Source organism: Corynebacterium neomassiliense (assembly GCF_900626215.1).
Taxonomy (GTDB): domain Bacteria; phylum Actinomycetota; class Actinomycetes; order Mycobacteriales; family Mycobacteriaceae; genus Corynebacterium; species Corynebacterium neomassiliense.
The window spans coordinates 1,857,332-1,882,755 of sequence record NZ_LR131106.1 but is presented as its reverse complement, the minus strand read 5'-3'; the positions used below and the strand labels follow the sequence as shown (position 1 = coordinate 1,882,755).

Annotated in this window: 25 protein-coding genes; 14 read left to right on the top strand and 11 right to left on the bottom strand. The window is 67.7% G+C overall.

The window, feature by feature from the left end:
* Nucleotides 1–17 precede the first annotated feature (17 nt).
* Together E0E18_RS08265 and E0E18_RS08260 are read right to left on the bottom strand one after the other, a co-directional pair.
* Nucleotides 18–488, bottom strand: a complete 471-nt coding sequence (locus E0E18_RS08265; protein WP_130840196.1) for a MerR family transcriptional regulator — start codon at nt 486–488, stop codon at nt 18–20.
* Nucleotides 489–492: 4 nt separating this feature from the next.
* Complete coding sequence (locus E0E18_RS08260; protein ID WP_130840194.1) at nt 493–1,422, bottom strand: SDR family NAD(P)-dependent oxidoreductase; 930 nt, start codon at nt 1,420–1,422, stop codon at nt 493–495.
* Between the two features lie 73 nt (nt 1,423–1,495).
* Between E0E18_RS08260 and E0E18_RS08255 the strand changes: the two genes are divergently transcribed.
* From E0E18_RS08255 to E0E18_RS08230, 6 genes are all read left to right on the top strand, one after another.
* Complete coding sequence (locus E0E18_RS08255) at nt 1,496–1,978, top strand: SRPBCC family protein (RefSeq protein ID WP_110480811.1); 483 nt, start codon at nt 1,496–1,498, stop codon at nt 1,976–1,978.
* A gap of 432 nt (nt 1,979–2,410) precedes the next feature.
* Nucleotides 2,411–4,090 carry an ABC-F family ATP-binding cassette domain-containing protein gene (locus tag E0E18_RS08250; protein ID WP_130840192.1) on the top strand — a complete coding sequence of 560 codons (1,680 nt, stop codon included), beginning with the start codon at nt 2,411–2,413 and terminating at the stop codon, nt 4,088–4,090.
* A 95-nt stretch (nt 4,091–4,185) separates the two neighbouring features.
* Nucleotides 4,186–4,968: a class I SAM-dependent methyltransferase gene (locus tag E0E18_RS08245; protein ID WP_066585482.1), complete on the top strand. Its 783-nt coding sequence runs from the start codon at nt 4,186–4,188 to the stop codon at nt 4,966–4,968.
* 152 nt (nt 4,969–5,120) lie between these two features.
* Nucleotides 5,121–5,555, top strand: coding sequence for a DoxX family protein (locus E0E18_RS08240; protein WP_066585480.1), 435 nt, complete (start codon nt 5,121–5,123; stop codon nt 5,553–5,555).
* 265 nt (nt 5,556–5,820) lie between these two features.
* A complete protein-coding gene (exaC, locus tag E0E18_RS08235; protein WP_066585479.1) occupies nt 5,821–7,341 on the top strand; it encodes an acetaldehyde dehydrogenase ExaC in 1,521 nt (506 codons plus the stop codon).
* 24 nt (nt 7,342–7,365) lie between these two features.
* A complete protein-coding gene (locus tag E0E18_RS08230) occupies nt 7,366–7,923 on the top strand; it encodes a type 1 glutamine amidotransferase domain-containing protein (RefSeq protein ID WP_066585474.1) in 558 nt (185 codons plus the stop codon).
* A gap of 18 nt (nt 7,924–7,941) precedes the next feature.
* Here the strand turns inward: E0E18_RS08230 and E0E18_RS08225 are convergent, their stop codons facing one another.
* Nucleotides 7,942–9,036, bottom strand: coding sequence for an aldo/keto reductase (locus E0E18_RS08225; protein WP_130840190.1), 1,095 nt, complete (start codon nt 9,034–9,036; stop codon nt 7,942–7,944).
* Nucleotides 9,037–9,142: 106 nt separating this feature from the next.
* On the opposite strand from E0E18_RS08225, the gene E0E18_RS08220 reads away from it, so the two are divergent.
* Both E0E18_RS08220 and E0E18_RS08215 read left to right on the top strand, forming a co-directional pair.
* Nucleotides 9,143–10,555 carry a hemolysin family protein gene (locus E0E18_RS08220; protein ID WP_110480814.1) on the top strand — a complete coding sequence of 471 codons (1,413 nt, stop codon included), beginning with the start codon at nt 9,143–9,145 and terminating at the stop codon, nt 10,553–10,555.
* A complete protein-coding gene (locus E0E18_RS08215; protein WP_130840188.1) occupies nt 10,552–11,616 on the top strand; it encodes a CNNM domain-containing protein in 1,065 nt (354 codons plus the stop codon). Before E0E18_RS08220 ends, E0E18_RS08215 begins: the two co-directional genes overlap by 4 nt.
* Before the next feature lie 30 nt (nt 11,617–11,646).
* Here the strand turns inward: E0E18_RS08215 and E0E18_RS08210 are convergent, their stop codons facing one another.
* Entirely contained in the window at nt 11,647–12,468 is an 822-nt protein-coding gene (locus E0E18_RS08210; RefSeq protein ID WP_066585458.1) for a PaaI family thioesterase, read from the bottom strand.
* Between the two features lie 149 nt (nt 12,469–12,617).
* Between E0E18_RS08210 and E0E18_RS08205 the strand changes: the two genes are divergently transcribed.
* The 3 genes from E0E18_RS08205 to E0E18_RS08195 all read left to right on the top strand — a co-directional run bounded on the left by E0E18_RS08205 (nt 12,618) and on the right by E0E18_RS08195 (nt 15,795).
* Nucleotides 12,618–13,121 (top strand): Dps family protein, encoded by a 504-nt coding sequence (locus tag E0E18_RS08205; protein WP_066585455.1) that lies wholly within the window; start codon nt 12,618–12,620, stop codon nt 13,119–13,121.
* Between the two features lie 89 nt (nt 13,122–13,210).
* Entirely contained in the window at nt 13,211–14,674 is a 1,464-nt protein-coding gene (locus tag E0E18_RS08200) for a glycosyltransferase 87 family protein (protein WP_130840185.1), read from the top strand.
* Nucleotides 14,671–15,795 carry a GmrSD restriction endonuclease domain-containing protein gene (locus E0E18_RS08195; protein WP_237559697.1) on the top strand — a complete coding sequence of 375 codons (1,125 nt, stop codon included), beginning with the start codon at nt 14,671–14,673 and terminating at the stop codon, nt 15,793–15,795. The genes E0E18_RS08200 and E0E18_RS08195 overlap by 4 nt, the downstream gene beginning before the upstream one ends.
* 4 nt (nt 15,796–15,799) lie before the next feature.
* Here E0E18_RS08195 and E0E18_RS08190 read toward each other — a convergent pair whose 3' ends face one another.
* Nucleotides 15,800–16,582 (bottom strand): CPBP family intramembrane glutamic endopeptidase, encoded by a 783-nt coding sequence (locus E0E18_RS08190; RefSeq protein WP_078057173.1) that lies wholly within the window; start codon nt 16,580–16,582, stop codon nt 15,800–15,802.
* A 323-nt stretch (nt 16,583–16,905) separates the two neighbouring features.
* Here E0E18_RS08190 and E0E18_RS08185 point away from each other — a divergent pair, with 323 nt between their 5' ends.
* Nucleotides 16,906–18,330: a dicarboxylate/amino acid:cation symporter gene (locus tag E0E18_RS08185; protein ID WP_237559800.1), complete on the top strand. Its 1,425-nt coding sequence runs from the start codon at nt 16,906–16,908 to the stop codon at nt 18,328–18,330.
* On the opposite strand, the gene E0E18_RS08180 is transcribed toward E0E18_RS08185, so the two are convergent.
* Complete coding sequence (locus E0E18_RS08180; protein ID WP_130840181.1) at nt 18,311–19,876, bottom strand: carboxylesterase/lipase family protein; 1,566 nt, start codon at nt 19,874–19,876, stop codon at nt 18,311–18,313. The two genes, E0E18_RS08185 and E0E18_RS08180, sit on opposite strands and share 20 nt — an antisense overlap.
* A 204-nt stretch (nt 19,877–20,080) precedes the next feature.
* Here E0E18_RS08180 and E0E18_RS08175 point away from each other — a divergent pair, with 204 nt between their 5' ends.
* Nucleotides 20,081–20,920, top strand: a complete 840-nt coding sequence (locus E0E18_RS08175) for an MTB12 C-terminal domain-containing protein (protein ID WP_110480819.1) — start codon at nt 20,081–20,083, stop codon at nt 20,918–20,920.
* Here E0E18_RS08175 and E0E18_RS08170 read toward each other — a convergent pair.
* From E0E18_RS08170 to E0E18_RS08150, 5 genes are all read right to left on the bottom strand, one after another.
* On the bottom strand, nt 20,901–22,139 hold the full coding sequence (locus tag E0E18_RS08170) for an FAD-dependent oxidoreductase (RefSeq protein ID WP_130840179.1): 1,239 nt from the start codon (nt 22,137–22,139) through the stop codon (nt 20,901–20,903). The two genes, E0E18_RS08175 and E0E18_RS08170, sit on opposite strands and share 20 nt — an antisense overlap.
* Before the next feature lie 12 nt (nt 22,140–22,151).
* A complete protein-coding gene (locus tag E0E18_RS08165) occupies nt 22,152–22,328 on the bottom strand; it encodes a rubredoxin (RefSeq protein ID WP_066586241.1) in 177 nt (58 codons plus the stop codon).
* A 101-nt stretch (nt 22,329–22,429) separates the two neighbouring features.
* Nucleotides 22,430–22,597, bottom strand: coding sequence for a rubredoxin (locus E0E18_RS08160; protein ID WP_130840177.1), 168 nt, complete (start codon nt 22,595–22,597; stop codon nt 22,430–22,432).
* Nucleotides 22,598–22,653: 56 nt separating this feature from the next.
* A complete protein-coding gene (locus E0E18_RS08155) occupies nt 22,654–23,088 on the bottom strand; it encodes a hypothetical protein (protein ID WP_187119896.1) in 435 nt (144 codons plus the stop codon).
* 1 nt (nt 23,089) lies between these two features.
* Nucleotides 23,090–24,370, bottom strand: coding sequence for an alkane 1-monooxygenase (locus tag E0E18_RS08150; RefSeq protein WP_110480821.1), 1,281 nt, complete (start codon nt 24,368–24,370; stop codon nt 23,090–23,092).
* A gap of 239 nt (nt 24,371–24,609) precedes the next feature.
* On the opposite strand from E0E18_RS08150, the gene E0E18_RS08145 reads away from it, so the two are divergent.
* Nucleotides 24,610–25,422 (top strand): ABC transporter ATP-binding protein, encoded by an 813-nt coding sequence (locus E0E18_RS08145; RefSeq protein WP_130840175.1) that lies wholly within the window; start codon nt 24,610–24,612, stop codon nt 25,420–25,422.
* Nucleotides 25,423–25,424: the final 2 nt, after the last annotated feature.

The following is a 25,424-nucleotide window of genomic DNA, read 5'->3' as shown; positions in this document are numbered from 1 at the left end:
GCCCCACGGTAGCCAGCTCACCTCTCCGGTGTGTACACCCGGATCTTGTACTCGGTGGTCTCCAGCGCCAGTGTAAGTTCCCTCAGCTGCCGCCGGATCCGGTCTCGCTGCGCCACCATGATCGCGCGACGTTCCGGGAACGTGGCCTCTCCCTGCTCAACCAGGGCTACGTAGCGCTTCAGTTCCGTCATCCCCATCCCGGAGAGGCGCATCCGGGTGAGGAACACGAGTCGGCGCAGGTCAGCGGGATGGTAGAGACGGTATCCGGTGGAGTCCCGCGACGGGCCGACCAGACCCTGGTCCTCGTAGTAGCGCAGAGTGTGGGTGCTCAGCCCGACCAGTGCGGCGGCCTCCGAGATGCCCAGCGGCGGATCGGAAGGATCGACGGTGGCGTCATCGAGCAGGTCACGGAGGATGTCGACGGTGTCCTCCCCCGGCGCATCGGCGGTGCGGGCCAGGAGCTGTTCCACGAGGTCACGGGTGGTCATGGCGTCAGTCTACGGCTGTGGTCGCGTCGTTGACGCTGCGCTGGAAGGCACGTACCGGGGCGGTCGTCCCCGGGAAGTCGGCGGACGCCGACAGTTCTGCCAGGCGTTCCACGTCCGTGAGAGCTGTCCGGTACGCGCGGGTGAGATTGCCGACCGCCTCCGCTCCGAGGGGGAGGCGCAGAGGCGCGTCCTCCATGTCGAGGACGCGGCGGATGGCCAGCGCGGCACGGGCGGGATCACCTTCCTGGAGGCCGTCGGCGTCCGCCATGTCGGCACGGATCGCGCCTGTGACCTGCTCATAGTTCGGGTTCACGGACGCCGTCTTCAGGACGCCGGGAGCGTTGAACCCGGTACGGAACCTGCTGGGTTCCACGATGAGTACCTGGATGCCGAAAGGCCTGACCTCCCCGGCGAGAGCCTCGGACCATCCCTCGAGGGCGAACTTTCCGGCGGAGTAGCTGCCGACAGCCGGAAAGGACAGGCGTCCGCCCTGGCTGCTCATCTGCACGATGGTGCCGGAATGAGCCGCGCGCATGTGAGGCAGGACGGCGCGGACGAGGGCTGCGGGGCCGAAGAGGTGCTGGTCGAGCATGTCGCGGAGGTCCGCGTCCCCGATCTCTTCGGCGGTGCCGACCTGGCCACCGCCGGCGTTGTTGACGAGGACGTCGATGCGTCCGGTCAGGTCGAAAGCCTGTCGGATGATCTCCGGGGCGCGGTCGGTGTCCCGGACGTCGTGGGCGAGGGCGGTGAACCTGTCTCCGTACCGGTGCACCAGATCGTTGAACCGTTCGGGACGCCGGGCAGTCCCGATGACGAATTCTCCGGCGTCCAGTGCGGCGACGGTGAGGGCGCGTCCGATGCCGGAACTGGCGCCGGTGATGAGCCAGGTTCTGGGGTGATGTGCGGTGCGGGCAGTGGTGCTGTGTTCGGTCATGGAGCTGACCGTAGAGATTCGAGCGCGCTCGAAGGCAAGTGCTGTGGCGTCCCGCCCGACTACCCTCGACTCCATGGCTTACGAACTCAGTGACTCCATCACTGTCGCAGCATCCCCCGCCGAGGTTTTCGCGCTGGTCAGCGACGTCACCCGCACCGGCGAGTGGAGCCCCCAGTGCTACCGGTCGGAGTGGAACGGCGCTGCGGCGACCGACCCCGCGGCCCGGACCGTCGGTGCCACGTTCACCGGCCACAACCGCACCCCGGAGCGCGAGTGGTCGACAATGTCCGAGGTCGTGACCTGGGAACCCGGCCGTGAATTCTCCTGGAAGGTCACCTCGTCCGGCACCGTGTGGGGCTACCGGCTGGAGCCGGTGAACCGTCGGGACGACGCCACCGTCATCACCGAGTTCACCCGCTTCACCGACGAGGGCGAGGCGTTCTTCGCGCAGAAGTACGGGGAGGACGCCGCCGCCCAGGAGGCTGACCGGAAGGACGCCGCGACCTACGGCATCACCGAGACGCTCTACGCCATCCGGCGGATCATCGAAGGATGAGCGGAGTGGGCGGGGGCTGACGACCTGGGTCGAAAGATTCTTCGATCTGCGGGGAACGACGACCCTCCGCAGAGTGCAGGACATGATGCCGACCCCGCCCCTCGGCGGAGCGTGAACCGGATTCTCCTGGACGCGACCATGCTGACATTGACGGAGCCGAACTCGCCCGGTAACTCCGGGCCGGACCAGTGACGTTCGTACCCTTCAACGAAGGGATGGCGGCGGTGGACCCGGGGACGGACCCGTCCTGACCCCCCCCGTTGCGTGACGCGCTCATCCGCTGCTAGCGTGGGGCGTCATGCGGAAGTAACCCCCTGAACCGTCCCGCGCCTGAGGCGCCACCGGCAGACGCACCGTCGAGCATCACGCTCCGGGCCACCGGTCGGCACAGCCCGGCGGGGCACACCTTTTCTCCGTTCAGGGAGTTCCGCCATGTTGCTCCAGTCCTCCACACGCACCTCCACCCCGGACGCTGTCCTGCGTATTGACGGCCTGTCCGTCCAGATTGCCGGCGCCCGCATCCTCACCGACATTTCCTTCACCGTCCCTGCAGGACAGCGGACCGGCCTGATCGGGGAGAACGGCTCGGGCAAGTCCACGCTGCTGCACGCCGTCCACGGTTCCCTGCCGCCGGGTGCGACCACCGCCGGGCACGTCGACACCGGCACCGGGAGTCGCCGGGCACGCGTCGGACTGCTCCACCAGCAGGCGCCCTTCGCTCCGACCGACACCATCGGGCAGGCCCTGGAGTCCGCCGTCGCCGCGGAAAGGCAGGCACTCGCTGCACTCGACAAGGCCTCCGACCCCTATGACGCGGACGCCTACGCAGCGGCCCTTGACCTGGCTGAACAGCTCGACGTGTGGGAGACGGACGCCCGGATCTCCGCCACCCTCGCCGGACTCGGCCTGGCACACGTCCCCGGCAACCGGCCGACCGGGGAGCTCTCCGGCGGCCAGCGGGCGCGACTGTCGCTGGCCTGGCTGCTGCTCAACAGGCCGGACATCCTCCTGCTCGACGAGCCGACGAACCACCTGGATGACGCCGCGACGGCCTACCTGGTCAGCGTCCTCGCCGCGTGGAAGGGGCCGGTGCTCTTCGCCAGTCACGACCGTGCCTTCCTCGACGCCACGGCGTCCTCCCTGGTCGACCTTGACCCCGCTCCGACGCAGGTCGGCGCCGAGGGGGGAGTGACCCGTTACACCGGTAACTACTCCGACTACCTCGCCGCCCGTCGGGACGTGCTGGTGCGGTGGGAGAGGCGGTACCGTGACGAGCAGGCCGAGCTGAAACGCATGCGTGCCGGGGTCCGTGACAGTCACCGGGTCGGGCATGCGGGTGCCGCACCGCGGACCGAGTCGAGGATCGCGAAGAAGTTCTACGGTGACCGCAACGCGAAGGTCGTCTCGCGTCGGGTCAGTGACTCCCGCTCTCGCCTGGAGAAACTCGAGGAGGAGCAGGTTCGCAGACCGCCCGCGCCACTGACTTTCGCCGGGCTCACCGCGGCGGCGGACAGTGTCCGCGGGCCGCGGAGCGCGTCCGGGGGCCCGGTGGTGGTGGCGTCCGGGATCACCGTGGCAGGGCGTCTCGCCGAGACGTCCCTGACCCTCAACGGCACTGAGAAGTTGCTGGTCACAGGTCCGAACGGGTCAGGGAAGTCCACGCTGCTCTCCGTGCTCGCCGGGGTGCTGGTGCCGGACTCCGGCTCGCTCACCGTCACGGGGGTCCGCACCGGGTACCTCACCCAGGAGGTCACCCTGCCGGACCCGCACGACCGCGGGGCGGGACGCACCGTCGAACGCACCTACCGGGATCTCGTCGGCGAGGAGCTGGCGGACGCCGTACCCCTGTCGACCTTCGGTCTGGTCCGTCAGCGGGACGTCGACCGGCCCCTGGCGCAGCTGAGCACGGGCCAGCAGCGCAGGGTCGCGCTCGCGGTGCTGCTCGCCGACCCGCCCGAGGTTCTCCTCCTCGACGAGCCGGACAATCATCTTTCGCTGTCGCTGGTCACGGCACTGGAGGAGGCGATCCCGGGGTATCCGGGGGCTGTCGTCGTAGCCTCGCACGACCGGTGGCTGAGGCGACGGTGGACGGGTACGCGCCTGGAACTGTGAGCCGGGGAGGTCCTGCACTGCAGGGGTACGGCGGGATTCTGTTCAGTGTCAGGTGTTCGCTGTCCACTCTGTGGGACCGCCGGTACGCTGGGGACATGACTGACTCACCTGCCACCGGTACCGGTCCCGTTGACGTACCCAGCAACTGGTCCACCGGAGGTGCCGAGTACGCCACCTACCGTCCCAGTTATCCGAGGCAGGTGTCGTCGTTCCTGGCGGATCTCGCGCCGTCCACCGCTCTCGCCGTCGACGTCGGTTGCGGTACCGGGCAGTTGTCCACACAGCTCGCGGACTATTTCGACAGGGTGCTGGCGTTTGATCCTAGCGAGTCGCAGATCGCCGCGGCCACACCGTGCCCGAATGTCACCTACGCGGTCGCCCCGGCCGAGAGACTTCCTGTCCGGGACGCCACGGTGGACCTTGTCACCGCTGCACAGTCGGCGCACTGGTTCAATCTTCCGCAGTTCTATTCCGAGGCCCGGCGCATTGCCGCGCCGGGTGGTGTGATCGCGCTGGTCACCTACGGTGTGCTGCGGATTTCGGACGCTGACCTGCAGGAGCTCTTCGGCCGGTTCTACTACGACGGGATCGGCCGGTTCTGGGATCCGGGACGCCATTTCGTCGACGAAGGCTACCGCACCCTTGACTTCCCTTTCGAGGAACTGGAGGCCCCTGAACTGAGTATCGACCGTGACCTGGATCCTGAGGCTTTCCTCGGTTACATCGGTACGTGGTCGGCGGTCCGCCGGGCGGAGGAGGCGGGGCGGGCGGACCTGTTCCGTGACTTCTGTGCCGATGTGGTGAGGATCTGGGGGGACAACGGGCGTCCACGGCAGGTCTCCTGGCCGGTGACCGTCCGGGTCGGCCGGTTGAACTGACCCGGAGCGTCCGGTGGAACTGACCCCGCGTCCGGTGGGAGTGATCCGGCTGTGCCGGACGGGGACGCCGTGAGCAGCACCACCGCTTGTTGACATGTCAACTAGATCCGCTATGGTGGAGGTGTCCGTTACTTACTTCCAGAAAGGGCGTCATGCTCTCCACCGGAGCCTCCCGTACGACTTCAGACATTGTCATTCTCATCGCACGCGTCGCACTCGGCGTCATCCTCATCGCCCACGGCTGGCAGAAGTTCTTCACGAACACTATCGACGGCACCTCCGCCTTCTTTGAGTCGATGGGTATCCCCGCGGCCACCGCGGCGGCGATCTTCGCCGCCACCGTCGAGCTCGTCGGCGGGGCCCTTCTCATTCTCGGGCTGGCCACTCCGGTGGTCGGGGTCCTGGTTGTCCTCGACATGCTCGGCGCATGGTGGTTCGTCCATGCCGACGCGGGCACCATCTTCGTCGACGGCGGCGGCTATGAGCTGGTCCTGGCGCTGGCTGCGGGCACGGCCCTCGTCGCCGCCGTCGGTGGCGGGAGGTTCAGTCTGGACCATCTCATTCTCGCCCGCCGGCGCGCGGCCTGATTTCCGGGGGCGTCCGGCTCCGGACTGTCCGGAGCTGCCACCCCTGGTAACCACCCCCGTTCTGTCGTGAACGGGGGTTGTTTCTGTTCTGTCACTTAACTGTTAAGTGCCGGGTACCTGCGCGGACACCTCGAAGAGTGTGATGCCAGTTAGATTATGAACATATAGTGGTCGCCATCACACTTTACTGCGGTTAGGTTGGTCGGCAGCAATCCGACCAGCACTCGAGGGTCCGGTCCGGACCCGAACGGAGGACCACCACCACATGACCGTCTACGCAGCCCCCGGCACAGAAGGTTCCCTCGTCTCCTACCGCGACACCTACGACAACTACATCGGAGGCCGGTGGGTGCCTCCGGTGGACGGCGAATACCTCGACAACATCAGCCCCGTCGACGGCAGGGTCTTCACCCGTGTCGCCCGCGGAAAAGCCGCGGACATCGACCTCGCCCTCGACGCCGCCCACGCCGCCGCGGACGCGTGGGGAAGGACCAGTGTCCAGGAACGCTCCAACATCCTGCTGAAGATCGCCGACCGGATCGAAGAGAACCTCGAGGCCGTCGCCGTCGCAGAGACCTGGGACAACGGCAAACCCGTCCGGGAGACCCTCGCCGCCGACATTCCCCTGGCGGTCGACCACTTCCGCTACTACGCGGGGGCCCTGCGTGCCCAGGAGGGGCACCTCTCCCAGATCGACGAGAACACCGTCGCCTACCACTTCCACGAGCCGCTCGGCGTTGTCGGCCAGATCATCCCCTGGAACTTCCCCGTCCTCATGGCCGCGTGGAAGATCTGCCCCGCCCTCGCCGCCGGGGACACCATCGTGCTGAAGCCGGCCGAACAGACACCGGCGTCCATCCTCTACGTCATCGACCTCATCGGCGACCTGCTCCCCGCCGGGGTCCTCAACATCGTCAACGGACTGGGGGAGGAGGCAGGTGTCGCACTGTCGGGTTCGGACAGGATCGCGAAGATCGCCTTCACCGGCTCCACAGAGGTCGGCAAGCTCATCAACAAGGCGGCCGCGGACAAACTCATCCCCGTCACCCTTGAACTCGGCGGCAAGTCCCCCAACGTCTTCTTCTCCGACATCATGGACGCCGACGACGACTTCCGCGACAAGGCAGTCGAAGGCTTCACCATGTTCGCCCTCAACCAGGGCGAAGTCTGCACCTGCCCGTCCCGTGCCCTGATCCAGGAGGACATCGCCGACGAGTTCCTCTCCCTTGTCGTGGAACGCGTCAAGGCCATCAGAGCGGGAAACCCACTGGACACCGAGACAATGATCGGCGCCCAGGCGTCCCAGGAACAGATGGACAAGATCTCCGGGTACCTCACGTCCGGTCCGGCCGAAGGTGCCGAGGTGCTCGCCGGCGGCCACGTCCGCACCGTGGAGGGTCTCGAGGGCGGCTACTACATTGAACCGACCATCCTCAAGGGCGAGAACTCCATGCGGTGCTTCCGGGAGGAGATCTTCGGTCCGGTCGTGGCGGTCACCACTTTCAGGGACTTTGACGAGGCCATGACCATCGCCAACGACACCGAGTACGGTCTCGGCTCCGGAGTCTGGTCACGCAACGCCAACACCGCCTACCGTGCCGGCCGCGCCATCCAGGCCGGACGGGTGTGGGTGAACAACTACCACTCCTACCCCGCCCACGCGGCCTTCGGAGGCTACAAGAAGTCCGGTATCGGCAGGGAGACCCACCTGATGATGCTCGACCACTACCAGCAGACGAAGAACCTGCTGTGGTCGTACAAGGAGACCGCGGACGGTTTCTTCTGATGACCCGGAGTAGCCTGTGGTGGCATGAGTGATCTCAGCAGGAAGACGATCGCTGTCCTGGCCACCACCGGCTTCGAGGACGCGGAGGTCAGCCAGGTCAAGCATGCTGTCGAACAGGCCGGTGGCAGGGTCGTGTTCGTCGCTCCCCGGGACGGTCTCATCACCGGCCGGCGGGGGACGTCCTACGCCCCCGACATGGTCACCGCTGACGTGGACGCGGCGTCCTTCTCAGCGCTTGTCCTGCCCGGAGGTGTCAGCAACGCCGACCAGCTCCGTCTCGACGCGGATGCGGTGAACCTGGTCCGCGGGATGATGCGGGCAGGCAAGCCGGTCGCCGCGATCTGTCACGGTGCATGGATCCTCACCGACGCCGACGTCGTCCGTGGGCGCACCCTCACCTCCTCGCCGACGCTGCGCACCGACCTGGTGAACGCCGGCGCGACCTGGGTCGACGAGGAGGTCCACATCGACGACGGGACCGGGGTGACCGACGGCGCCACCACAGGGCCGCTGGTCACCTCACGCACCAGGACGGACGTGGACGCGTTCAACGCCGCCGTGGTGGAGGTCTTCGGGCGCTGACCCCCCCGGGCCGGCCTGTCAGTCAGTCGACTCCGTGGCCTTCGCCCACTGGTTGACACCCCGGTCCACCGCGTAACGGTCGATCTCCGCGAGCTCGGCGTCGGTGAAGGTGAGATTGTCCAGGGCACCGAGGGAATCGTCGAGCTGATCCACCGAGGACGCCCCGATCAGCGCACTGGTGACCTCCGGGCGCCGCAGCACCCATGCGATCGCCATCTGTGCCAGCGACTGGCCCCGTCCCGCTGCGATGTCGTTGAGCGCGCGGACGGCCAAGAGGGTGTCGTCGGTGAGGAAACCGGGGTCCATACGGTGCCTGCCCAGGCGGGAGTCCTCCGGGATCTCGTCGAGGTAGCGGTCGGTGAGCAGCCCCTGGGCCAGTGCGGAGAACGCGATGACGCCCATGCCCTCCCCGGCGCAGGTCTCCAGGAGCCCGTCCTCGACCCACCGGTTGAACATGGAGTAGCTCGGCTGGTGGATCAGCAGCGGTGTGCCGAGGTCGCGGGCCACCTCCTGGGCGCGACGTGTCAGGGTGGGGGAGTATGAACTGACACCGACATACAGTGCCCGGCCCGACCGGACGAGGTGGTCGAGGGCGGCCACGGTCTCCTCCACCGGGGTTTCAGGGTCGGGCCGGTGGTGGTAGAAGATGTCGAAGTAGTCCAGCCCGGTCCTGCGCAGTGAGGCGTCACAGCTGGCCACCAGGTACTTCCGGGAGCCGCCGAAACCGTAGGGGCCGTCCTGCATGTACCAGCCGGCCTTCGAACTGACCAGAATCTCGTCACGGTAGGGCCGGAAATCTGAGGCCATGATCCTGCCGAAGTTCTCCTCCGCCGCACCCGGGACCGGTCCGTAGTTGTTCGCCAGGTCGAAGTGCGTCACGCCACGGTCGAATGCCCGGCGCAGGATCTGCCGCTGGTTCTCCAGGGGCCGGTCGGAACCGAAGTTGTGCCACAGACCGAGGGTGATCGCGGGGAGCCTGAGCCCGGAGGTGCCGCTGCGGCGGTAGGGCATGGCGGCAGAGCTGTCGGTCCCGGTGTAACGGGTGCCGGAGGCACGGTAGACGTCAGGGTAGGTGGGGCCGGTGGGAGGTGTGGGGGAGGCGTCGTCACTCATGGTGACCGAGGCTACCTTGCACATGGTCCCGGTGATTTGTGTAAACTTCGTTCACTGCCATCTACCGAAGGAGTTGATCGTCCACCATGGACGATGGTGAACATCGATGAGCGCCACCGTTGCAGCGGCGGTGACGCTCACCGCCGGAATTACTGCTGTTCTCGTGCTCATAGCACTGAACGCCTGGTTCGTCGCCCAGGAGTTCGCGTACATGTCCGTCGACCGTGCCAGATTGGCCGCGGCAGCCGACCGGGGGGACCGGAAAGCCGCCCGAGCACTCGGCGTCACCCGTCGGACAAGCTTCATGCTCTCCGGGGCCCAGCTCGGCATCACCGTCACCGGACTTCTCGTCGGTGAACTGGCGGAACCCCTCATCGGGGACGCCGTCAGTGAACTGACGGGCAGCCCTGCCGCGACCGTCGCCGTGATCGTCCTGCTCGTGGCGACCGTCGTACAGATGGTCGGCGCCGAACTCTTCCCCAAGAACCTCGCCATCGCCTCGCCGGAACCCCTGGCAAAGGCGTTGGCGACCTCCACCTCCGTCTACATGAAGGTCTTCGGTCCGCTGATCGCCTTCTTCGACCGTTCGTCGACCGCGCTGCTGCGTGCCGTCGGCGTGACCCCGGTCGAGGACGTCGACGCGACCGCGACCCCGCGTGACCTGGAGAGAATAGTCAGCGACGCCAGGGAGTCCGGCGACCTCCCCGGGGAAGTGTCGGGACTGGTCGAGCGCATCCTCGACTTCCCGGAACGCACCGTCGGCCACGCCATGGTCCCGAGGTCACGCACCGGTGAACTCACCGCGGACACGACCGTGCGTGACGCCCGCGGACGCATGTCCGTCGAGCACACCCGCTACCCTGTGGTGTCCGGCAACGGTGAAACCGAGGTCATCCACGGCGTCCTCCACCTCGAGGACGTCCTGGACCCTGACCTGGACCCTGACACCCCGGTCCTGGGACTGGTCCGTGAGGCCGTGATCCTCCCCGAGGCGATGCGGCTGCCGGACGCACTCACCGCCCTGACCTCGGACAGTGACCGGCTGGCCTGTGTCATCGACGAATACGGGGGCATGTCCGGTGTGCTCACGGTCGAGGACCTCGCCGAAGAAGTCGTCGGTGAGCTCACCGACGAGCACGATGTGGCGGTCCTCACCCGGGATGACCCGGATTCCGGCGCCTCGGAGACCACCGGCGAGGTCCTTCCCGGTGAGGAGCACCTTGACGAGGTGGCGCGTGGCCTGGGCGTCCTGCTGCCGGAGTCCGGTGCAGAGACTCTCGCCGGCCTGGTGATCGAGTATGCGGGAACGCTTCCCCAGGTCGGGGAGGTCGTCCGGGTGGAACTGCCGGAGGATCCCCGCGAAGTCCTGGAGGACGCCCCGACCCGGGCCCTCGTCCTCAGGGTCCTCGCCGTTGAACGGCACGTGCCCTCGCTGGTGCGGGTGACCGTCACCGTCGACGGCTCAGGTACGGCAGAAGAGACACCCCGGCCGGTGCCGGAGAAAGGAGATGACCGGTGAACACCGTGACAGTGGTTGTCGTCACCCTGGCGCTCCTGGTGGCCAGCGCCTTCTTCGTCATGATCGAGTTCGCCCTTCTGGGGGCCCGCCGACGCAGGCTCGAGGAGCAGGCGGCCACCAGTGTCACCGCACGGGCGGCACTGCGGGGCATGGACGAGCTGACCGTGATGCTCGCCGCCGCCCAGCTGGGCATCACCCTGGTCACCTTCGCTCTCGGTGCGGTGACCAAACCGGCGGTGTCCTCCTGGATCCTGCCCCTGATCGAGGCGGTGGGGCTGCCGGACTCGGCCGCCTACGTGGTCTCCTTCCTCCTCGCGCTGTTCCTGGTCACCTTTCTCCACCTGGTGGTGGGGGAGATGGCCCCGAAGTCGTGGGCGATCGCCTTCCCGGACCGGGCGGCACGTCTCGTCGCTGTTCCGGCCCGTGCCCTGGCCTGGATCCTGCGGCCCCTGCTGCTGTGGATGAACCGGCTGGCCAACAGGCTGGTCCGTTGGGCGGGTGTCGAACCGGTCGACCGGGCGGCGGCGAGCGGGCATGACGCCGAGTCCCTGCGGCAGCTGGTGGAGCATTCGGCCCGCGCCGGTTCCCTCGACTCCGGGGACCGGGACCGCGTGCTGGGCGCGCTGGACCTCACCCGACGAGCTCTCGGCGAACTCCCGGGCGACGACGTCCCTTCGCTTCCCCCCGGGGCGACCGTCGGCCAGGTTCAGGATGCCGCACGCGCCAGCGGGCAGATGCGCATCCTCGTCGGTACCTCCGGCACTGCGGCGGAAACTGACGGTGCAGGCACCGCGAACTGCCGGGGTCGTTTCGTCCATGTCCGTGACACCCTCACCCTCCCGCGTGGCACCGGTGTCGACGAGGTCGACGGTCTCGTCCGGCCACTGCTGGTGCTCCCGGCGGACATGCCGGTGCACGAGACCCTGCGCAGGATGCGCGACGAGGGCGAGCAGATCGTGGGCGTCCCAGGGAGCGGGGACACAGGGAGCGGGGGCACCGGCATGCGGACGGTCACCCTGCCGGAGATCCTCGCCGTGGTCCTACCCGGCTCGCGCCCCTGACACCGGGGCCCGTATCCCGGTGAGGCCGGCTCAGCCCAGCAGCCGGTCAGGGATGCACAGTTCCCGCAGCTGCCCGCGGGTCAGTGCCCCGCGTGACAGGATCTCCCCGCACACGTGACGGGCCTGGTCCTCGGGGGAGGGGATCCGGCGGGCGGCGGAGAGGACCGAGGTCAGCAGGCCGTGCTCACCGGTGCCCGCCGGGCCCCAGGCACGCCATGCTGCGGCGGTGACCAGGTGTTCGAGGGTCATGCCCTCGGGTTCCCTGGCCTTCATCGTGGGGTCGACCCCACGTGGTGCCCCCGGCGTCCTCGCGGCCTCCCTGCCCTTGCGTGGACGGACGTGGAGATCCTGCTGGCCCACCCCGGCCACCGTCCCGTCCGGGTTGGTGATCACGCTGGTGAAGGCGACATTGGAGAAACCGTCGGCGGCGATGTCGTCGAGGATTCTCCGGCACAGTTCGTCGGAGACCTCGGCGGTCATCCGGGCACCGTTGCGTCCCGGGGAAAGGAACTGGAACTGTCCGGTGCGGGTCCACGCCTCGTAGTCCCTTCCCAGGCGCTTCATCACGAGGGTGCCGAACAGGAAGTCCGTCATGGAGAACAGGGTCCCCCCGAACGCCGCCCCGTGCATGTTCTGCGTCAGCGGGCTGAGATGCAGCACGACCTCGCCGTAGGACCAGTCGTCTGCGATATTGCGGACCTTCACCCCGTCACCGGCCAACGGCGGCCACAGGGCCAGCCCCCGTTCGAAGGAGCGGGGAGAGGAGAAGACCCTCGTGGCGACGGTCCTCTCGAACCTCTTCAGGGGACGGCGGAGGGCACGGGGCACTGTGAACGGCGCAGATCGGGACATAGTTCTGCTCACGTTACCTTCCCGGTGCCACATCCGGGGGTGAAAAGCCGACCGCGCGGCCGCGTCCCGCGATACCCTCGGAAGTGGGTCCGTCGACACAGACGGACAAGGCAGTCCACCACATGCCCGCTGAAGGAGCGATACACACCATGAGTAACTTCACCGCCCCCGGTCTTTCCGAGGGGAATGCCAAGCAGGTCATCGACATCCTGCAGGAACGTCTCACCGCGTACAACGACCTTCATCTGATCCTCAAGCACGCCCACTGGAATGTCGTGGGGCCGACCTTCATCGGTGTCCACGAGATGATCGACCCGGAGGTTGACGCTATCCGCGCGAACGCCGACGAAGTCGCCGAGCGTATCGCCGCCCTGGGAGGGGAGCCGATCGGCACCCCGGACTCCCACGCGCCGGGCAGGGAGCCCCTGCAGTACCCGGTGAACAAGGGCACGGTCACCCAGCACCTCCTGGCCCTCAACGAGGTCTACGACAAGGTCATCACCGATTCCCGTGAGGCGGATTCCGCTCTCGCCGAACTCGATCCGGTGACCGAGGACATGTTCATCGGCCAGATCCGTGCCATGGAGCAGTTCCAGTGGTTCATCCGCGCGCACCTGGAGAACGGCGAGGGCAACCTTCCGGACGGAGAGTAGTCCGGGACCGGTTCCACCGCGGCCGGGGCACGGCCGGGGCACGGAGCAGCGGGGGTGGCCCCTGCTCCGCGGGGTAAACTCGTCCGGCGATGAAGACCTCGACTCCCGCAACCTCCCCTGCACCGGATCCGGACAGGGGACCGAACCAGGCCCGTGACAACGCTGGCAACGCTGACAACCGTGTCAACACTGTCCCGGGGCTAACCCCCCGCAGGCGCGCCGCCGTGCAGGTCTTCGGGGCAGTATTCATGATCCTGGGGCTGGTGTGTCTCATCTGGCAGACCAGGGGAGTGCTCGCGCACACGCGGGACGCCTACCTCCTGGACGTCGGCGTCTTCGCAGACGCCGGCCGGGCGATACTGGACCATGCTCCGCTCTACGGTGAGGGATTCCCGTCCCGGTCCGGCTTCGCCTTCATCTATCCGCCGGTGGCCGCTGTCCTGTTCGTCCCCCTGACCTGGATGGATGAACAGGTCATGGAGATGGTGTGGACCTGGGCGTCCCTCATCGCAGCCTGGCTGGTGCTCACCATGGCGGTTCACCGTCTCACCACCGTCCTGCTGCCGGGTCAGGATGTCACGGCCGTGCGCTGCCGCAGGGCCGCGCCGGTGGCGGGCCTGGCGGCACTGGGTTTCGCCCTGCTCTTCGAACCCCTGCAGGTACATCTCATGTACGGGCAGATCAACGTCTTCCTCGTGCTGCTGGTGACCGTGGACCTGCTGGGGTACACCCCGCGACAGCTGCGGGGTGCCGGTGTCGGTGTGGCGGCGGGGATCAAGATCACCCCTGCCGCCTACGCACTGGTGTTCCTCGTGACGAAACGGTGGGGTGACCTGGCCCGTTCCTTCGCGGCCTTCCTTGTCACCGTGGTCGCCGGATGGGTTTTCCGGTCGTCGGACTCGCTGTTCTTCTGGACCGAGGAGTTCTTCAACAGTGAGCGTGGCGGCGGGCCGGGCTACCCGCCGAACCAGGCGCTCACCGGTCTGCTGACCCGTGCCGGTATGGATCCGGACACCGCGCAGACCGTCATGGTTCCCGGGCTGCTGCTCATCGCCGCGGTCGCCGGCTGGGCCGTGTACCGGTTGTCCGCGGCGGGGCGTCCGGTCAGCGTGCTGCTGGTCCTGGTCCTGGCGGTGAGCGTCTCCTCTCCCATCGCGGTGACCCATCACTGGACCGGGGTGATCGTGGCCGTGACCCTGCTCGCGTTCCAGGCGACCGTCCTGGTGGCGGGCCGCAGGGAGCTGTGGGACTGGCCCACCGCTGTCGGCACACTACTTCTCGTCGCAGCGAACCTCTCCTTCGGCAGACTCGACGACGTCGACTACCAGAGCACCCCGAACCACCACTACCAGGTCTTCTCCGAGAGTGGCCCGTGGTCGTTGTCGGACTTCGGGGTGGTGGAGTACCTCTACGGCAACATGCAGGGCCTGGCGGGCATCGTCTGCCTGGCACTGCTGTGCGTCTCGGCGTGGAGGGCCCGTCCCGTGCCCGCACGCCCGGTGACGTCGAAAGTGAGCGACCGGGCGGGCGTACAGGTGGAGAGCGCAAGGTGAACAGCTCTACGACGGGAGTGACCCCGGCTGCGTCCGGCATGCCCGGTGGTCCTCGGCGTCCTCTGCGGAAGGTGGCGGTGGCAGGTGCCCTTCTGGCCGCCGTTGTGACGGCGTCGGCGTGTTCGGCGGGCGGGGACGCTTCGTCGGCGTCGACCTCCGTTCCCGGGGACGTGGCGGTCTCCCCCACAGTGAGATTCCCGGCGCCGGCCCCCGCCTCCGTAACGTCCCCTGACCCGGCGACTGATCCGGCGACCGGCACGGCAGCTGACGGGGCCGCACCGCCGGCCGGTGCGGGAGATTCCGGGGATGTCGCCGCTGCGCTCGCCACCCTGGACACTCTGCCGGTCAAGGGCCGCGCGCCGAAGACCGGGTACAGCCGTGAACAGTTCGGCCAGGAGTGGGCTGATGTCGACCGCAACGGCTGCGACACCCGCAACGACATCCTCGCCCGTGACCTCACCGGTGTCACGCTCAAGGAGGGGAGCTGCCGGGTACTGTCCGGGACGTTGGATGACCCGTACACCGGCCGGGCGATCGGCTTCGTCCGTGGACAGGACACGAGCAGTGCCGTGCAGATCGACCACGTCGTCGCTCTTTCGGACGCGTGGCAGAAAGGGGCGCAGCAGCTCACCCCGGAACGCCGTGAACAGTTCGCGAATGATCCCGCGAATCTGCTTGCCGTGGACGGTCCCGCTAACCAGCAGAAGAGTGACGGGGACGCCGCGACCTGGTTACCGGCGAACAAGGCATTCCGCTGTACCTATGTGTCGAAGCAGATCGGGGTGAAGGCGACCTACGCGCTGTGGGTCACCCCGGCGGAGAAGGACGCCATGGTGCGGGTCCTCTCGGCATGCGGTGGCACCGGGACAGGCACGGTCGGCGGCACGACCACCGGCACCGGTGATGTCACGGGAACGGGTGGCGCACCGGTCGGCGACGTCGCGGAAGTTCCTCCGGCACCGGCAGCTCCTTCCCCGGAAAGTGTTCCGGTGGATCCTGCCGGGGTGTACTACGCGAACTGTGCGGCGGCCCGGGCTGCGGGAGCCGCCCCGCTGCACCGGGGTGAGCCGGGCTACCGCTCCGGCATGGACGGTGACGACGACGGTACGGCCTGCGAGTAGAAGCTCACAGGAAGTGCCAGGCAGCGGCGGCGGCCAGTGCCCCGACGGCGTTGAGTGCCCAGTGCAGTCCGATGGGGGCGAGGACGCTGCCGGTCCGGTGACGCAGCCAGGTCAGGCCGGCACCGGCCCCGGCGGTGGCTGCGACGGCGAGTCCCACACCCGCCCACTGGGCGGCGGAACCGGACCCGAGAAGCGCGGTCAGTCCGACGTTCGTCGCGGTGAGGCTCAGTGAGCTGGCGACGTGCCACAGCCCGAACAGCAGTGAACCTCCGATGAACACTGCTTTTGTCCCGCCCAGGCGGGCCAGTGTCCCGTGGAGGACACCGCGGAAGGCCAGTTCCTCCGGGAGGACGGTCTGCAGGGGGATGATCACGAGTGCCGCGATGAGGGCGGTACGCAGTGACGCATAGGACTCGTTGAAGAAGAAGCCGCGGGTCGCGGGCAGCGCGACTGCGGCGGCGACGACCACGAGGACCAGGGCGGCCGCACCGAGCCCGTAGTAGAGACCCCTGCGCCGGGTGCCCCGTCCGAGACCGAGGTCGGCGAGCGTCATACCGCGGGCTTTCGCCATGACGACGAGGCAGGCGACCCCGACGGGGACGGTGGCCATCGCCGAGCTCAGCGAGGTGAAGTGGGCGGTGAGGTTGATGGCGACGAGACCGGTGACGACGGCGGTGACGTCGACGGCGTCCCGCACCCGGATCTTCGGCAGGCCGGGGAGAGTCCGGTGTGCTGTGGCGGCGGCTGCCGGTGAAGTGGCAGGTGAGGTGCGCGGTAAGAGAGTCATTGCCTGTTCACGCTAGTGCCGTCCGCATGTCGGTGGCGAGTTGTGGGGGGTTCACCTGCGGTTCTGGCATGGAGCCGGGACGAATCTTCCAGGCAACTCACAGAAACCCGGCGGAGACGGTACCGTGCGGCGGCGGGGAGGCGTAGAGTGGCGGTCCGAAATAGACAGATCTGTTCACAACCGGAACGGGTCTGAGCCCGACTGAACGTCAGGAGAACACCTTGCCTCACACCGAGTCATCTCTTACCGGGTCATCCCTTACCGGGTCATCCCCCGGTACTCCGAAGGGAACCCGTACATCCCCGGCAGGCCGGGACCGGAACCTGCCCTCGTGGCTCACCGGATTCGGCCCCCAGATCATCCTCGGCCTGCTCGTCGGGCTGGCGCTCGGGTTCGTCGCCCGGGCCCAGGGCGCCGGTGGTGACGGCGCCGACCCCTGGCTCGCCACCTTCCTGGACCGGACCGGGTCGATCTACGTCGACCTCCTCAAGACCATGGTCCCGCCCCTGATCATCACCGCGGTGATCACCTCCGTGGCCAACCTGCGCAAGGTCGCCAACGCGGCCCGGCTGGCGGCGAGCACCCTCGCATGGTTCGTCATCACGGCTTTCTTCTCCGTCCTGGCCGGGATCCTGGTCGGACTCGTCATGAAGCCGGGCTCGGGCACCTCCGTTGACGCCGCCACCGCAGCAGAGCCCTCCCACACCGGATCCTGGATGGGCTTCATCGACTCGGTGGTACCCGGGAACTTCCTGGGTCTCGGGGCCTCGGCGTCCTCCGACGGGGAGATTTCGGTGAGCTTCAACGTGCTCCAGCTGCTCATCATCTCCCTGGCCCTCGGCGTCGCCGCGGTGAAGGCGGGGAAGTCCGCCGAACCGTTCCTGCATGTCACCGAGTCACTGCTCACCGTGGTGCAGAAGGTGCTGTGGTGGATCATCCGTCTCGCTCCGGTCGGAACCGGTGCCCTGATCGGCCACGCGGTCGCTGACTACGGCTGGGACGCCCTGGGTTCCCTCGGCAGGTTCGTGCTGGCGATCTATGTCGGACTGGCGATCGTCCTGCTGGTCATCTACCCGGCGGTGCTGAAGTTCAACGGTCTGCCTGTGGTCGGCTTCTACCGTCGGGTCTGGCCTGTGACCTCCCTGGGGTTCGTCACCAGGTCGTCGATGGGTGTCATGCCGGTGACCCAGCGCGTGGCAGAGGAGGCGATGGGCGTGCCGCGGGCCTACGCGTCCTTCGCTGTCCCGCTGGGCGCGACGACGAAGATGGACGGCTGCGCCTCGGTCTACCCGGCGGTCGCGGCCCTGTTCGTCGCCCAGTTCTACGGACTCGACCTCAGTTTCACCGACTACCTTCTCATCATCTTCGTCTCGGTGATCGGCTCGGCGGCCACCGCCGGAACGACGGGCGCGACGGTCATGCTCACCCTGACCCTGTCGACCCTGGGCCTGCCGCTGGCGGGTGTGGGGCTGCTCCTGGCGATCGAACCGATCATCGACATGGGGCGCACCGCCGTGAACGTGACCGGCCAGGCACTGGTCGCCACGGTGGTGGCCAGGCGCGCGGGTATCTGGGACAGGGATGTGTGGGACGCCGCGGGCGACCACGGTCTCGACCTTGACGCCGACACCGACGCTGACGCCGACGCCGACACCGACAGGGCTTCAGAGGTGGGGGACGCCGGGCGTGCCACCACCCCGGACCGCGGAACCGGTGACGGTGTGTCTGCTACCGCGGGAACCCGGTGAGGTTCACCGGGGCCCAGGCCTCTCTCAGCTGAGGGTCCGGGTCGGTGACCGTGCGCTCGCCGGCGTCGAAGAGCTGCGTGGCGAGACCGACGGGGTAGCGCTCCCATCCGGGGTCGGCGTCATGGATGAACCTCTTCCACCGGTCCTGCATCACCGCGGTCGTGGCGGCCATGCGCTGCCTGCCGCCGAGCGCCAGCGCGCCGGGTCCCCGGCCTGAGTCGTAGCGGCCGAACAGTACCGGCAGGTCCAGAGCGTGTGTCGCCCCGATTCCGGCGAGATCGTAGGCGGGGGTGGACAGGTCCAGCCGGTACATCCACGTCCTCCCGGTGGGGTGCTGGGAGGCCATTCTGACGGCCGGTGCGGTGAACAGGGCGTCGCCGAGGAAACGTCCGGCGTCGGCGCGCCGACGTCCGTCACCGTAGAGTTCCGCGAGCACACGGGGGGCCCGGTCGGGGTCGATGCTCTCGGCGAAGTCCCGGGCCTCCGTGGCGAACGCCCGGGCTGACGGGTAGGCCCAGCGCATCAGCACGTACTCGTCGAGATTCGTGCCGATGAGCAGGGGAATGTCGAGCTGGGCGCCCGGAGTCAGCGGGTGGGCGGGGAGAAGGTCGTCGATGACGGGGGCGAATCCCCCGGCGATGCCGCACCGGCCCCAGGCCGCGTCATTGGTGCGTTCCGTCAGCCAGGCCAGACCCTCGGGGGAGGCTGTGAGCAGGTCTTTCCCGGTTCCTTCGGGGCGGGGCTTCTTTCCGTCGTCGTCGGAGCGCAGGATCTCCAGTGCCATGTCCGCGGCACGCCGGGCACCGTCGGGGGTGTGCACCATCGCAGCGGCGGGTGACTGGGCGATGAACCCGTGCACGAGGTTCTTCATCCGCGGTACCGCCGACAGGGCGGTGACCATCGCTCCGCCGCTGGATTCACCCATGACGGTGATGCGGTGCGGGTCGCCGCCGAACGCCTCCGCGTTGTCGTGGACCCACTCCACCGCGGTGATGATGTCGGACAGTCCGGTGTTCGAGTCGAAGCGGCCGGAGTCGAGGTCGTCGGCGAAACCGAGGGCAAGTTGTCCGAAGATCCCGACCCGGTAGTTCACCGCCACGTACACGGCGTCGGTGGCGGCGGCGAAGTGCTCCCCGGACAGGAGAGGTTCGGCGGCGGAACCGTGGATGTTCGATCCTCCGTGGAGATAGACCACGACCGGTCTGTTCGCGCCGGTGTCGATCACCGGCGACCTGCCGTCGGGTCGTGGGACCACCACATTGAGCCACAGGCAGTTCTCCGAACCTGTCCATCCGACGGTGCGGTTGCGCCACTGGGCGCAGTAGTCGCCGGGACGGTCGGCGAGGAGGACACCTCGCCACGGGTCCCGGGGCCGGGCCCGCCGGAAGCGGAGTTCACCCACGGGAGGCCGGGCATAGGGGACACCACGGAAGGCGACGGCGCCGGTGATCTGATGGCCTCTGACGGCCCCCGTGGTCGTTTCGACTGTCCAGGGGTCGTGGGCGGAGACACCGGTGGAGATGCGGTTGGGTAGCTCGTCACACATCAGCTCAGCATATCGCTCGTGGTCCGGCGGTTCCCACGGATCAAAGATGACCTGAACCTGTATGACATTTGGACAGCCTATACTACTATGTGCATCGACAAGCTTGTTCCCCGGTCTCACCTGGAATTATCCGTCTGTCCGGAGGCATGCGAACCGATAACCAGGACCATACGGCGACAGCGGCCGTACAACAGGGAGAGTCACATGGCCGACTACACGGACCCCGGCACGTCACAGAAGGAAGACCCGCAGGAGGACAGGACCGGACGCAGCGAGAAATCCACCCGGTGGGCGACCGTCGCACTGTCCGTGGGACTGTCGTCACTGGCGTCCGCGGTGGTCATCGGGGTCGGAGCTGCCGTCATGTTCGCCAACGCGGACAACGGTCAGGTGACCGTGATCTCCGGGGACGCGGCGAATGCCGCGGGAGTCACCTCGAAGAAGGGCGCGAACTCCACCACCGCGAAGCGGACCACTTCGGCAGCGGCTACCACGAGCCGCGCAGCGGGTGCGGCGGGCTCCGCCGGTGGAACTGGAGCGTCCTCCGGTTCCACCGGTGGTGAACCGGCCCGGATCAACGGTGGAGGGGTGCCTGCACCTGTCGACGACACCGGTTCCGGTGACGGAAGTGCGGACACCGCAGATGCCGCCGGTGCCGAGGCCGGGGTCTTCGATGACGGGGCGTCGGACATCCCGCCCCAGCCGTCCAACGCGGAGCTGAAGAGCCAGCTTGACTCGATCCTCGCCGCGGACGCCTCGGACGACTACATCGCGTCCAACCTGGAGGATCCGGCCGGTGTCCAGACCATCAGGGACGCCGGGGTGCAGATGCGCAACTACCCGATCTTCCGCTACGAGATGGTCGACCCGGTCGTCGTGGACGGGGACCAGATGACGGCCACGATCCAGATGAGCATGATCGGGCTGGGATCCAAGCCGCCGGCCGATCTCTACTACGTGGCCCGTGACGGGCGGTGGGTGCTCACCAACGAGTCCGTCTGCCTCATCGCGCAGCAGGCCCGGGTCAGCTGCTCAGTGGGCTGACGGTCCCCAGCGACGCTTTCGCTGCCCGGACCTCCGCACTGCGCCCCACCGTCGTCACCCCGACGACGGTGTCACCGTCGCGGGTGAGCACGATGAGTTCCTCCGGCGTGTCGAGGACGACCTCTTCGGTGAGCTCTCCGGATGCTCGTCCCGTGGCCCCTCCCGCTGGTGCGGCGGTGAGTCCGGTCGTTCCCACGGTGTTGAGCATGTGGCCGAACTGCCTCGTCCAGCCTTTCCTGGGGGAGTCGGTGAAGGCGGTACCCGCACGGCCGCCGTTGAGTTGTGCGGCGACGATCCCGGCGAGAAGCCGCGCGGACCCGTCGTCCTCCGGGCGGATGACTCTCCCGTCCGCGGTGTGGATCTCCGCGCAGTCGCCCGCGGCATAGATCCCGGGTACGGCGGTCCGCCCGAACTCGTCGACGCAGATACCGCCGCCGAGGCCTTCCCCCACGGCGATCCCGGCGTCCTCGGCGAGCATGGTGTCCCGCACGGCGCCGACGGAGACGATGACGAGGGCGGGGTCGAGGCGGGTCACTTCCCCGGCAAGCTCATCCGGGGGGAGGCCGCAGGTCACGGTGACGCCGTGGTCGCGGTGCCTGTCACGCAGCCACCGCGCGGCGGTGGGAGGCAGAATCCTGGTGCACACTTCGTCGGCGATCTCGAGGACATGCACCTGAGCTGCGCTGAGGGAGGACGCCGCGGCCGCTGCCTCGAGTCCGAGGACCCCACCACCGATGACGACCACGGTGTTTCCGTCTCCCAGTTCGGTGAGCCTGTCGCGCAGCGCGTGGGAGTGCTCCGGGGTCCGGATGTGGTGGATGTCGCGCCCGTGCAGGTGGGCGTTGGAGGGGTCACCGGGGTCGAGGAGCCGCGGGCCGGCGCCGGTGGCGAAGACCAGCTCATCGAAGTGGTGGGTGGTGTTTCCCGCGGTGAGGGTCCCGGTGGCGGGGTCGACCGAGGTGACTGTGGTGGAGGGGTGGAACGTGATGCCGGGGGTGTCGAAGATCCCGCCGGCCAGGGCGATGTCCGCGGGAGTTTTCCCGGACAGCAGTATCCCCTTGTTGACCTCGGGCCGTCGGTACGGCAGGTGGGGTTCGGAGCTGAAGACGTCAACGGTCAGGGCGTCCTCCCCGGAAGGCCGGTTGCTGTGCTCGGTGACCAGCGCGGAGACGAGGGTGTGGGCGGCGACGCCGCCTCCGACGATCGCGACGCGTGTCATGCGGTACCCCGTTCAGCCGATCTGGACCATGTCGAAGTCGGCTTTCGCGGCCCCGCAGTCCGGGCACTCCCAGTCGTCGGGGATGTCCTCCCAGCGGGTGCCGGGCGGGAAGCCCTCTTCAGGGTCTCCCTTGGATTCGTCGTAGATGTAGCCGCACTGGGCGCATTCCCAGATCTTGTAGTCGGTCATGGTGGAGGTGCTCACGGCAGTTGTCCCTTTCTCGGCGGTGTGGGTGGTGTGATCGGGCGAGTGGTGTGGTGGTGGGTGGTGTGGCGGGTGGTGTGGCGGTGTCAGGACTCGCGGTCGAAGTCGACCTTGTCGCGGACGCCGCAGTCCGGGCAGAACCAGTCGTCGGGGACATCTCTGTCCCAGTCGAATCCGGGGCTGAAGCCCTCTGAGGCGTCCCCTGTCGCTGTGTCGATCCGGTAGTCACATCCGGGGCATATGTACACGGCCATGGTCTCTTCTCCTCGTGTCGTCGGCGGGATGGTCGGGGTGGAAGTGGTGGTCGGGGTCAGGCGGTGGGGGCCGGTCCGGCCGCGCCGCCGGCACCGGCGGTCGGATCCACAGGTCTGCGGTTCTTCGGCCGTGGAATGACATGGGTCGAAGTTTCACCTGGGCCGCGGTAGAGACCCACGACCCCGGGGAGGAGGAAGAACAGGGAGATCAGCAGGAACCAGGGGTGGATCTCCGCGAGCAGTGCAGAACCGGGGAACCCGGAGTGTCCGGTGACCCCGGTGGCCCCGAGGACGCCGAGGACGCCGAGGACGATGACTGCCGCCCCGGCGACCGTCAGTGCCGCGCACAGTGTGTAGTGCAGGGTGGGGTCGGTCTTCTTCTGCGGGGGTGCTGCGGTGACCGGGATGTCGCCGCCTCCCCGGGCACGCAGGGCATCCAGGTCGGTTTCCTGTGCCGCCGGGCGGGTGGTGGACGGGGTACGGGGAGACATGTCACACCGCCTCTGCGCTGTGGCGTGTGTCGGCGATGCGGTTCCACTTCCTGCGGAGTCTGGCGGCTTTCGCCGGGTGCAGGTTGGCCCGTTCGATGTCGTAGTTGTAGTACTGCATCAGCCGTCTGTCCATGACCCGGGTCCACAGCGGCGGGATGGCCGCGGTAGCGATCATGGTGGCGTAGCCGGCGGGGAGTTCCGGGGCGAAGACATCCGATCTCAGCGACTGGTAGCGGCGGGTGGGGTTGGCGTGGTGGTCGGAGTGCCTCTGCAGCTGGTAGAGGAAGATGTTGGTGGTGAGGTTGTCGGAGTTCCAGGAGTGCTCGGGGGAGCACCGCTCGTAGCGGCCGTCCTCGAGCTTGCGGCGGAGCAGACCGTAGTGCTCCAGGTAGTTGACGAACTCCAGCAGTGCGATGCCGATGACCGCCTGGATGATCATGTAGGGGAGGACGCCGACACCGAAGGTGACGAGGAGGACGCCCCAGATCAGGACGGTGATCAGCCAGGCGTTGAGGACGTCGTTGTCGAGGTTGAACTGGCTCTTACCGGCTCTGGCGAGTCTCTTCTTCTCCACGTTCCAGGCCCGCGGTATCTGACGGGGGATCGAGCGCACCAGGTAGGAGTAGACGTTCTCGCCCATCCTGGAGCTCACCGGGTCCTCAGGGGTCGCGACTTTCACGTGGTGGCCCTTGTTGTGTTCGACGTAGAAGTGGCCGTAGGCGGGGATCGCCAGGACGATCTTGCCGAGCCAGCGTTCGAAGCTGCCTTTCTTGTGGCCGAGCTCGTGGGCGGCGACGATGCCGATGCCTGAGGTCATGCCCATGGACCAGGCGAGTCCGAGCTTGTCGTACCAGGTCAGTCCCCCGTAGGTCCACTGCCAGCAGCACAGGACGATGCTGGCGAGCATGATCGGGAAGTAGAGGTAGGAGATGATGCGGTAGTACTTCGTCTCCTCCAGCTGGGGGACGAATTCCTCGGGGGCGTTCTCTCCGTCCCTTCCGAGGACGAAGTCGCCGATCGGGATGAGGATGAAGACGGCGACGGGGCCGAGGAACCAGGTGGCGTGGACGAAGAATTCCGGGGCGTCCACTGCTTTCATCCATTCGACGCCACCCCAGAGGATCAGGGGGATGGCGGCGGGGAAGAGGCTGAAGACCCAGGCGTACTTCTTCTTGTCGATCCACTTCTGTTCTTCGGCGGTGAGCTGGTGTCCGTTGGTTCCGGCGGGGTCGCCGGCGGCGTCTCCGCCGTCGGCGGTCCGCCGGGATTCTGTCGTGGTCATGGTTCTCCTCCGGGAGGGTGGTGTCGATCGGAAGGTGGTGTGCGCCCTCCGGGGCTACAGATGTGATCTGTAGCACACGTTCCAGATTGTGTTGTTCACGATACGATACTCATTTGCCGTCAACAACCACTTTCGGGAAACTCGCGGAAGAAAGATCACCGTGCCCCTCTGAACTGGCGGAATCACGGACCGGAGCCTCCGTCCCGTGCTGCCAGTTTCTGCGTAGTACCCTGCCCCGCATGACCGAGAACACCGTCTCCACGGCAGTCGACATTGACGATGTCACGGTCCGCCGGGGACCCCACACCCTTGTCGGACACTTCAGCGTCACCATCCCCACCGGGACCCACTGGGCGGTTCTGGGGCCCAACGGTGCAGGGAAGTCCACGATGCTGAAGCTGGCGGGAGGACGCCTTTACCCGACCACAGGTTCAGTCCGTATCCTCGGCCGCACCGTGGGACGCACCGATGTCCGTGAACTGCACAGGATCATCGGGTACGTCGATCCCCGCCAGAGGTTCGATGATCTCGAGGCCCGGGAACTGGTGCTGTCCGGGGTCTCGGCGTCCAACGGCCTTCTCCGACGCTTCGGCTACACCGCCGGTGACCGTGCACGAACCGAGGAACTGCTCGACCTGGTGGGCATGGGTGACAGGGCCGACCGTCGGTGGCACGAGATGAGTCAGGGGGAGAAGGCCCGCACGTTGACCGCCCGCGCCCTGGTCACAGAACCGCAGATGCTGCTGCTCGACGAACCGTCCACGGGGCTTGATCTTCCCGGACGGGAGATCCTGCTGCGGGTCATCGATGACCTGCGGGCAGCCCTGCCTGACCTGACCACTGTCCTGATCACGCACCATGTGGAGGAGATCGCGGCGTCCACCACGGACGTCCTCATGGTCAGGGACGGTGGAGTGCTCGCCAGCGGACCGGTCGATGAGGTGCTCACCGCAGGAAATCTCGGCAGACTCTACGGTATCGAGGTGTCTCTGCAACGGGTCCGGGGCCGCTGGTTCGCCTTCAGTGAAGGCCCGGGGCCGGGCGGCGACTAGGC